Here is a 9,670-nt window from a genome sequence, read left to right as displayed (position 1 = left end):
GTCGGGCACCATCCGAGCGGAACGACGTCGCTGGGCATCCCCACCTGGTTCTACGGACACGAGCCGCCCAACCTCTTCGCCACCCACATCGCCAAGTACTTCGCCAACTCCGTGCGCGAAGCGATCCTGCTGGAGTTATGCAACGGCGGGATCGTGTTCCTTCCGGGCTCAGCCGGCACCGTGCAGGAAATCTTCCAGGACGCGTGCGAGAACTTCTACGGCGCCCCGGAAACCGTCACGCCCATGGTGCTCGTAGGGCGCGATCATTGGGAGCACAAGTATCCCGCGTGGCCCATGTTGCAGAGCCTTGCTGCCGGGAAGGTGATGGAGGGCCGGATCTTCCTGGTGGACAGCGTCGAGGAAGCGCTCGCCGTGGTCGCGGGCTAACTGCTTGGGTATGGCGGCTCGTAACGACAACAAATGCGAGCTACTTGGGAGTTAGTGCGGGGCGCGGCCGCCCAGGCGCGTGGTGACTTTGCGGGCTGCGTCTTGGCATGCCTCGCCGAGGCTGGCGAGCGTGTCCTGCGAGACCCGGAACTTCGGCGCCGGGATCAGGACAGAGGCAACGATGTCTCCGCGGTGATCAAAGACGGGCGATGCGACGCCGACTTCTTCGATGGACGTTTCGCCGAAATTGAAGGCCCAGCCCCGGGTCACGGACTCCTGCAGCCGAAGCAGGTAGGCCTCGATTGCTTCCTCGTCGAGACCGGGCAATGTAATGGAGCCGCTGCGGAGGAGCTTGCGGACACGGTCGGCGTCTTCGGCGGCGAGGAAGACCTGCACCGAGGAGCTGAGCGCCTCGTTGTAGCGGGCACCCAGCGGAGCGAGGTGCTTGACCTGGTGGCGGCTGGCGATTTGCTCTACGCACATGGATTCGCTCCCGTTCCACACCATGAGCGCGCTCGTCTCGCCTGTCCGTTCGCTCAGCTCACGCAGCACGGGATAGGCCACGCGGCGCTCTTCCAGTTCGGCAAGGAGGGGGCCGGCAAGGGCGATCATCCCCAAGCCGAGCCGGAAGCGGCGGGACTCGGGGTCGCGCTCCACCAGATGTTCTTGTTCGAAGGTTGCCAGGATCCGGGACACGGTGCTCTTGTGCAAGCCGATCCTGCCGGCGATCTCGGTGACTCCCAGCAAGGGTTCTTCGGCGGTGAAGCTGCGGAGCACGGCAATGGCATTCTCGAGTACCGAAGCGCCTTTGGAATCGCCGTTGGCCGGGGTTTCGCTGGTGGTTGCACGCCGTTCTGCACGCGGTTCTGCTGGGGTCATGATGGTCACTATATGGCTCTTTTAATGGGGACATGCCCAGCCTTGGCCGAGAGCAATGAGCATATGAGTCATATGTCCATTGCTCGGGCGCAAGGCTGGGCATGTCCACGGGAGGTGGGGGTTAGGCGCCGATGATGTTGTATTCCGGGCCGAACGGGAACTTGGTGATGTTCTCGGCACCGTCTTCACCGACCACCAGGATGTCGTGCTCCCGGTACCCGCCTGCACCCGGCTGGCCATCGAGGACGGTGATCATCGGCTCCATGGAGACCACCATGCCGGGCTCCAGGACCGTGTCGATGTCCTCGCGCAGCTCCAGTCCGGCTTCACGGCCGTAATAGTGCGAGAGGACCCCGAACGAGTGTCCGTAGCCGAAGGTGCGGTTGGCGAGAAGACCGTGCGAAACATAGATCTCGTTGAGCTCAGCAGCGATGTCCTTGCAGACCGCCCCGGGCTTGATGAGCTCGAGGCCACGCTTGTGGACCTCCACGTTGATGTTCCACAGTTCCAGGGAGCGGGCATCGGGTTCGCCGTAGAACAGGGTGCGCTCCAGGGCCGTGTAGTAGCCCGAGGTCATGGGGAAGCAGTTCAGGGACAGGATGTCGTGTTCCTGGATCTTGCGGGTGGTGGCCCAGTTGTGGGCGCCGTCCGTGTTGATGCCGGACTGGAACCACACCCAGGTGTCGCGGATCTCGGAGTCCGGGAACGTCCGGGCGATCTCGTGCACCATGGCTTCGGTGCCGATCAGGGCAACCTCGTACTCGGTGATTCCTGCCGTGATGGCGTTGCGAATGGCCTCGCCGCCGAGGTCGCCGATCCGGGCGCCGTGCTTGATGACCTCGATCTCTTCGGCCGATTTGATCATGCGCTGGCGCATGGCGGCCTGGGCGACGTCCACCAGCGTGGCCCCGGAGAAGGCGGCCTGGATCTTGTTGCGGTTGTCCAGGGGAAGGGAATCGTCCTCGACACCCAAGCGGCGGACGGTGATCCCGCGGGTTCGCAGGACTTCCTGGATACCGAAGATGTAGTTGTCCCGGCGCCAGTCCGTGTAGACAAGGTTGTCCCCGTAGCTGCGGCGCCACGGCATTCCGGCGTCGATGTTGGCGGTAACGGTGACGGTGTCGTCGGCCGTGACCACCATGGCGTAGGAACGGCCGAAGTAGGTGAACAGGAAGTCGGAGTAGTACTTGATGGAGTGGTAGCTGGTCAGGACAACGGCGTCCAGATCCTTCTCGGCCATGATCCGGCGAAGACTCGCGAGGCGTCGTTCAAACTCTGTGTCGGAGAACGTCAGGGAGACTTTCTCTCCGTTGTTGAGGACCTTGAGGCGCTCAAGCTTGGCGACGTCGCTTACGGCTTCATTCTCGGTGATGGTCATGGGTGGTGTTCCTTTCAATGGGTGGGTTGTTTTCAGTCCTGCTGGAGGGGCTTCTTGGAAGTCTCCACAGCGAAGAGGACCGCGATGAGGGAAATGACGGAGGCTGCTACGAGGTACCAGCCGGGGGCCAGCTGGTTGTGGGTCAGGCCGATGAGGAGTGTTGCCATGAACGGGGCGGTGCCGCCGAACAGGGCGTTGGAGAGATTGAAGCTGACGGCGAAGCCGCTGTAGCGGACCCTCGTGGGGAAGAGCTCGGCAAGGAAGCTGGGCAGGGTGCCGTCGTTGAGGGTGAGCATGGCGCCCAGCAGGATCTGGACCAGGACAATGACCAGGAAATTGCCGGTGTCGAGGAGCATGAACGCCGGAACGGTCAGCACCACGAACAGTACGGAAGCCGTGATGAGCATGCGCTTGCGGCCGAACCTGTCCGAGGCGATACCCGTCAGGAAGATGAATCCGATGTAGCTGAGAAGGGCAATGGTGGTGGCCAGGAACGATTCGGCTGCGCCGAAATGAAGCTCCTCGGAAAGGTACGTCGGCATGTAGCTGAGGATCACGTAGAAGCCGACGGCGTTGAGCAGCACCGCGCCCGTCGCGATGATCAGCTGCTTGCGGTACGTCTTGAACATCGCGAAGGCCGGAGCCTTGACCGCGGTGTCCTTCGCGGCCATTTCGCGGAAGGCCGGGGTGTCCTCGAGTTTGGTACGGATGTAGCGGCCAATCAGGCCCATCGGGGCGGCCAGGAGGAAGGGCAATCGCCAGCCCCATTCGCCGAGCTGCTCGGCGCTCAGTACCGAACTGAGAAGTGCCGCCAGAAGGGAACCGAGCAGCAGGCCTGCCGCCGTGCTGGCAGGTACGACGGCGGCATAGAGTCCGCGCCGATTGGCCGGCGCGTACTCCACCAGGAAGGCTGAGGCACCTGCGTATTCGCCGGCCGCCGAAAAGCCCTGGACAACCCGGACGAGCAGCAGGAGGACCGGGGCCATGACGCCGATGGTGTTGTAGCCGGGGATGAGGGCGATGCAGAACGTAGCCACGGACATGAGCACGATCGAGAGGGAGAGCGCTTGTTTGCGTCCGAGGCGGTCACCGATGTGGCCCCAGATGAATCCGCCCAATGGACGGACAAAGAAGGAGACGGCGAAGACGCCAAACGTGGCGAGCAGTGCGGTCTGCCGGTCCGATGCGGGGAAGAAGACGGTCGAGATGATCCCGGCAAGGTAGCCGTAGACGGCGTAGTCGAACCATTCGACGAAATTGCCGATGAAGCTTGCAGTGATGACCCGGCGCCGGGTGTCTTTGCTGACTGTGTGGCTATTGGCTGGCATCGATGTGCCGCCTTGGATGGCTGCTTCGTCGGGAAAGTCGCCGGATCCGCCTTTGGATCCGGCAGGAGCGCTTCCCGGGATGGCTGCCACGGAGGATGTTTCGTTTTTCATGAATCCACCAAGAACTTTTGAGGTTGCATTCAACGCAACGCTGTTGCACCAGAATAGATGTGTTGCGCGTCACCGTCAAGGGTCTCCGGGTGTCGCCCAACTGACTCGCACTTGTTGTCGTTTTGAGGGCGCTAAACGACAATAAGTGCTAGCTAGTTGGGAGGGTGGGTGTGAGCTAGGTGGGGTGGATGGCGCAACCACTGCAACACGGTTGCATGGAATGGCGCGACCGGGATGAAGCCGCCGGCGGAAAGGCAAAAAGAAGCTCCCCGGATCGCAGGATCCGGGGAGCTTCAAAGCAAGCGTCAGGGACTATTTGAGCCAGGCAGCCACCACATCGGGTGGGCATCCACCCATTTCTTGGCGGCGGCGTCCGGCTTCATGCCGCCCTGGATGTCCGTTGCGACCGAGTCCTGGTCGGCGTTGGTCCACGAGAAGGCCTTGAGCAGTTTCGCCGCGGGAGAACCGCTGTCCGCAAACTTCTTGGCCATCACTTTGTTCAGTTTGTAGTCGGGGTAGTCACAGGCCACCTTCTCGGCGTCGGCATCGCAGCCCGGGGTGTAGGCGGGCAGGCTGACCTTCTTGAGGGGGACCTCGGAGAGGAACCATTGCGGTTCGTAGAAGTAGCCAAGCAGCGGTGTCTTGTTCTTTTCGGCCGTACGGAACGACTGGATGAGAGCTGCTTCCGAGCCCGAGAAGACCACTTTGTAGTCGAGGCCAAGGTTCTTGACCAGGGCTTCGTCGTTGGTCACGAAGGCGGGGTCGCCGTCCAGGACCTGGCCTTTGCCGCCTGATTCGGAGGTGGCAAAGAGTGAGGCGTACTTGTTCAGGTTCTTGCTGTCCAGGATGTCCGGGTACTTCTGGACCATCCATGGTGGTACGTACCAGCCGATGTGCCCTTCGTTGCCCGTCGGGCCGGCGTCCACAGCCACTTTTTGGTCCGTGATGTACTGCTTCGTGAGGTCGGCGTGACCCCAGTTCTCGAGGATGACATCGACTTCACCGGAACCAAAGCCCTGCCAGGAGATCTGCTCCGACAGGTCCTTCTGGACTACTGTGCATCCGAGCTTGTTTTGGGCTACGTAGCTGTAGACGGCCGCATTTGCCGTGTAACCGACCCACGCGTTGAGGGCGACATTGACGGTTCCGCAGGGCGTTTCCGAGGAGCCTGCGGCTGCCGCTTGGTTCACGGAAGCGCCTCCGCAGCCAGCTAGCAAGAGGGCTGCGGTAACGGTTCCGGCCAGTACGGGAATTGTTCGTTTCAAAAGCTGTCTGGTTCTACTCATGGTTGGGGTCTCCTTGTTGGGGCGGTGAACGGGGAGGACTAGTGCGCGCTCGATTTTGCTGAGCGGATTTTGCGGACCGGGTCGGCTGCCGCAGCCTGGGTGATGCGGTCCAGCAGGATGCCGAGGAAGACGATGGCCAGGCCGGCGGCGAGGCCCTTGCCGAACAGCGAGCTCTGGACAAAGCCGGCGACGACGTCGTATCCTAGGCCGCCTGCACCGACCAGGGCTCCGACGACTACCATGGCCAAGACGTAGATCAAGCCTTGGTTTGCGGCGAGGGCCAGGGATTTCCTGGCCATGGGGAGCTGGACCTTGGTGATGACCTGCCACGGGGTTGACCCGCTGGATACTGCAGCCTCCATGACGGTCGGGGAGATCGCCGCGATGCCGTCGGCCGTGATCTTGATGGCCACAGGCGCTGCGTAGATAATTCCAGCGACGATGGCCGTGAATCTCGTTGCGCCGAAGAGGCCTAGGAATGGAACCAAGTAGACAAAGGCAGGCATGGTCTGGCCCGCATCCAGCATGGGCCGCATGATCTGGTCCACCTTGTTGGACCTGCCCATCGCCACACCGAAGATGATGCCCAGCACCATGACCACGGCCGTGGCAACAAGGGTGCTGGCCAAGGTGACCATGGCATCGCTCCACAGGCCCAGGTAAATGATCGCAGCCAGGCATGAGGCGGTGACCAGTGCCAGTTTCCAACCGCCAAGTGCGTAAGCCGCTACAAGGACAACCGCGACGAGGAGGTAGAAGGGGGTCTCGGTCAGAAGGGATTGGAACGGGTTAAGGATTCCGTTGGTCAGGGCCTCGCGGAACGACACCGTAAACAGGGAAAGATTTGTCTGCAGCCATGCGCTGGCAGCGCTGACTCCGCTGACGATGTCCGGGCCAAAGTTGAGGTTCTTCGGAAAGGCTGCTGCCCAGAGCATGGTCCGGGAAAGCTGGACCATGGCAAGGACAACGGCGAGGCTGGCAGCGAGCAGGATGTACCTGCCTTTCCGCGATATCCGGCGCTTGCGGGCTGCTCCGGGTTCGGCCCGGCGGCTGGCGGCCGTGGTGACCCGGTCCAGCACAATGGCCAGGAGGACGATCGACAGACCTGCGTTGACAGCTGTCCCGACGTCGAGCGATTGCAAGGCACGCACAACCACTTGTCCCAGGCCCGGCGCCGCGATCAGCGCCGCGATGGTGACCATGGACAAAGCAGCCATGGTGCTTTGGTTGATCCCCATCACGATGGTGCGCCGTGCCAGGGGGAGTTGCAGGGTGAGAAGCCGCTGCAACCCTGTGGTGCCCAAGGAATCGGAGGCTTCCCTGGTGTTCTCCGGGATGTTCCGGATTCCGTGTGCCGTCAGTCGGATGAGAGGAGGCACCGCGTAGATCACCGTGGCGATGACGGCGGAGGCAGGGCCGATCAGGAAGATGAGGGCCAAAGGAGCCAGATAGACGAACGTGGGGAGGATTTGCATGAAGTCGAGGACCGGAGTGATCACTTGGGAAACCCGGCCCGAGATCCCGGCCAAGACTCCGAGCGGGATGCCGATCAGCAGGCTGAACAGCACGGCTGTGAGGACGAGGGCGAAGGTGTAAGCCGCTTCCGTAAACAGGCCCTGGAGCCCGAAGAACGTGAATGCGGCCGCCGTCAGCAATCCCACCCGGGCATTGCCGACCGCAAAAGCGATCCAGCTGAGCAGGCCGACAGTTCCCAGCCAGCCGATTTCCGGTAGGCGAAGCCCGGTAGAGCTGGCGGCAAAAGTGCTAGTGAACAGATTTGCGACTGAATCGACGGCGGAACGGAAGGGAGTGAAGACGTACTGGAAAACGGGATTGTCCGCCCGGTTCGATGCGACCCAGGCATTGAATTGGTTGAGCGAACGGTGCAGGTCAGTCAATTCCGACGCCGGCAGCGTGAGGGTCGATGTGCCGTGCAGGAACAAGAAACCGAGGAGCCAGAGGACTCCGGCGGCACCCAGAAGCAAAACTCGGCGACTCAGCCGCTTGCGCGGCGGGCGGAGGGTGTTGGCGCTGGCCTGAACCGGGGCGCGATCGCGAACTAGAGTGGACATCACGCCGCAACTTCCGTGCTGCGGATGACCGACAAGATGCTGTCGCGGTCGATCTGGCCCGTGATTTTTCCGGACTCTTCCACGAGCACGGGACACGTCGAGTTCATGACCGTGGGGATGGCGTCGCGGATGATGGTGCCTGCGCTCAGGACGGGAGCATCCCCGGGAGTGCCCAAAGCTACCGGATCGGTGATCCATTTGAGCGTCAGGACATCCGCGCGGGGTACTTCCGAGACGAAGTCGGCAATGTACTTGTCCGCTGGCGATCCGACAAGATCATCGCCGGTGCCGCACTGGACAGTCTCGCCGTTCCGCATGATCAGGATGCGGTCCCCGAGTTTGAGCGCTTCGGATAGGTCGTGGGTAACGAACACCATCGTCTTGCCCATCTCTTTGTGCAGCCGGATGACTTCGGCCTGCATATCGCGCCGGATGAGGGGATCCAGGGCCGAGAACGGCTCGTCGAAGAGGATGGTGTCCGGATCGCCCGCCAAGGCGCGGCCAAGCCCAACACGCTGCTGCATTCCGCCGGAAAGCTGATCGGGGAAATGCTGCTCGTAGCCCTTGAGGCCTACCAGTTCGATGATTTCGCGGGATTTGGCGTAACGCTCGTTTTTCGACGCCCCGCGGATCTGCAAGCCGTAGGACACGTTGTCCAGCACGGTGCGGTGCGGTAGGAGGCCGAAGTGCTGGAAGACCATGGACATCTTCCTCCGGCGCAGTTCCCGAAGTTCGGTGGTTCCCGCATCCAACACGTCTTTTCCGTCCACCAGGACGCTTCCCGACGTCGGTTCGATCAGCCGGGTGAGGCATCGGATCAGGGTGGATTTTCCTGATCCGGAGAGGCCCATGACGACGAACACCTCGCCCTTTGCGACGTCGAAGTTCATGTCCCGCACGGCAGCATTGCAGCCGGTGCGTTCAAGCAATTCGCCGGAGCTCAAGCTCGACAGCTCGGGATTCTTGGGGATCTTTTCACCTCCGGGTCCGAAGACCTTCCAGAGGTTGCGCACTGATATGTCAGGACTGCTCATTGCTGTACTCCTGCCTGTGACGGCTCGAACCAATGGCTGGGCCCGGGGCTGATGTTTTGCCAGATGTGCTTTGTTTCTCGGTATTCGGCCAAGCCCGCGAGCCCCAATTCGCGGCCGTTGCCTGATTGTCCGAAGCCGCCCCATTCGGCTTGCGGAACGTATGGGTGGTAGTCGTTGATCCAGACCGTCCCGTGGCGCAGCGCTTCGGAGACCCGCTGGGCCTTCGAGGCGTCTGCCGTCCACACGGCGCCGGCCAGTCCGTAGACGGTATCGTTGGCCAGCCGGACGGCCTCTTCCTCGGTGGTGAATGTTTCCACCGTCATGACGGGGCCAAAGGATTCCTCCTGGACCACGCGCATCGAGGTCTTGCACCCGTCCAATACGGTGGGCGGGTAGAAACTGCCACGCCCCAGTTCCGGGGTGTCCGGAATGAAGCCTCCGCACAGCAACCGGGCGCCCTCCGCAACCCCGGCCTGCACGTAGGCGTGGACCTTGTCCCGGTGGGCCGTGGAGATCAGCGGGCCGGTCTGGGCCTCCTGGTCGAAGGGGCCGCCCAGCCGGATCTGGCGTGCACGGCGAACCACCTCGGCCACGAACTCTTCGTGAATGGACTCTTCGACAATGAGCCGCGTCCCGGCCGAGCAAACTTGGCCGGAGTTCAGGAAGACAGCCGTGAGGGCGTTGTCGATGGCGGCCTCACGGTCAGCGTCGGCAAAGACCACATTCGGGTTCTTGCCGCCGAGTTCGAGGGCCACGCGCTTGACCGTCTCCGCCGCGGCCACCATGATCCGCTTGCCGGTCTCCAGTCCGCCCGTGAAGGAGACCAGATCGACCCGCGGATCCGAACTGAGCACAGCCCCCACTTCCGGTCCCGTTCCCGTCACGAGGTTCGCGACGCCGTCGGGCACGCCGGCTTCGCGCAGCGTGTCCATGAGCAGGATCGACGTCGAAGGCGTCAGCTCACTGGGCTTGAGGACAAAGGTGTTCCCGGCGAGCAGTGCCGGCGCAACCTTCCATGAAGCCTGCAGAAGCGGATAGTTCCACGGCGTGATGAGGCCGCAGACGCCCACGGGTGCATGGACGACCCGGCTGATGGCGCCGGGCCGGCCGGTATCGATCACGCGGCCTGCGTCCGTGCCTGCCACGCTGCCGTAGTAGCGGAAGCAGGCGATGACGTCGTCGATGTCGTATTCGG

At 62.6% G+C, this 9,670-nt stretch carries 7 protein-coding genes and 1 pseudogene; 1 reads left to right on the top strand and 7 read right to left on the bottom strand.

The features are described 5' to 3' along the window. Positions 1–387: pseudogene (locus AHiyo1_RS07640) on the top strand (LOG family protein); the annotation flags it as partial. A gap of 51 nt (positions 388–438) precedes the next feature. Here AHiyo1_RS07640 and AHiyo1_RS07635 read toward each other — a convergent pair. The 7 genes from AHiyo1_RS07635 to AHiyo1_RS07605 all read right to left on the bottom strand — a co-directional run. Further along, entirely contained in the window at positions 439–1,266 is an 828-nt protein-coding gene (locus tag AHiyo1_RS07635) for an IclR family transcriptional regulator (protein WP_059388157.1), read from the bottom strand. Positions 1,267–1,387: 121 nt separating this feature from the next. Continuing rightward, entirely contained in the window at positions 1,388–2,644 is a 1,257-nt protein-coding gene (locus tag AHiyo1_RS07630; protein WP_059388156.1) for an aminopeptidase P family protein, read from the bottom strand. Positions 2,645–2,676: 32 nt separating this feature from the next. Then, positions 2,677–3,972, bottom strand: coding sequence for an MFS transporter (locus AHiyo1_RS07625; RefSeq protein WP_253257232.1), 1,296 nt, complete (start codon positions 3,970–3,972; stop codon positions 2,677–2,679). Between the two features lie 416 nt (positions 3,973–4,388). Next, on the bottom strand, positions 4,389–5,369 hold the full coding sequence (locus tag AHiyo1_RS07620; protein WP_084784403.1) for an ABC transporter substrate-binding protein: 981 nt from the start codon (positions 5,367–5,369) through the stop codon (positions 4,389–4,391). A 38-nt stretch (positions 5,370–5,407) separates the two neighbouring features. Then, positions 5,408–7,441 (bottom strand): ABC transporter permease, encoded by a 2,034-nt coding sequence (locus AHiyo1_RS07615; protein ID WP_059388153.1) that lies wholly within the window; start codon positions 7,439–7,441, stop codon positions 5,408–5,410. Further along, on the bottom strand, positions 7,441–8,475 hold the full coding sequence (locus tag AHiyo1_RS07610) for a quaternary amine ABC transporter ATP-binding protein (RefSeq protein ID WP_059388152.1): 1,035 nt from the start codon (positions 8,473–8,475) through the stop codon (positions 7,441–7,443). The genes AHiyo1_RS07615 and AHiyo1_RS07610 overlap by 1 nt, the downstream gene beginning before the upstream one ends. Next, positions 8,472–9,670 (bottom strand): aldehyde dehydrogenase family protein (locus AHiyo1_RS07605; protein ID WP_059388151.1); only part of this gene is annotated, 1,199 nt, incomplete at its 5' end. The genes AHiyo1_RS07610 and AHiyo1_RS07605, both read right to left, overlap by 4 nt.

Origin of the sequence: Arthrobacter sp. Hiyo1 (assembly GCF_001263615.2) — a bacterium.
GTDB lineage: Bacteria > Actinomycetota > Actinomycetes > Actinomycetales > Micrococcaceae > Arthrobacter.
Note: the sequence above shows the minus strand (reverse complement) of the source record. Positions and strands in the feature narration are given on the sequence as shown.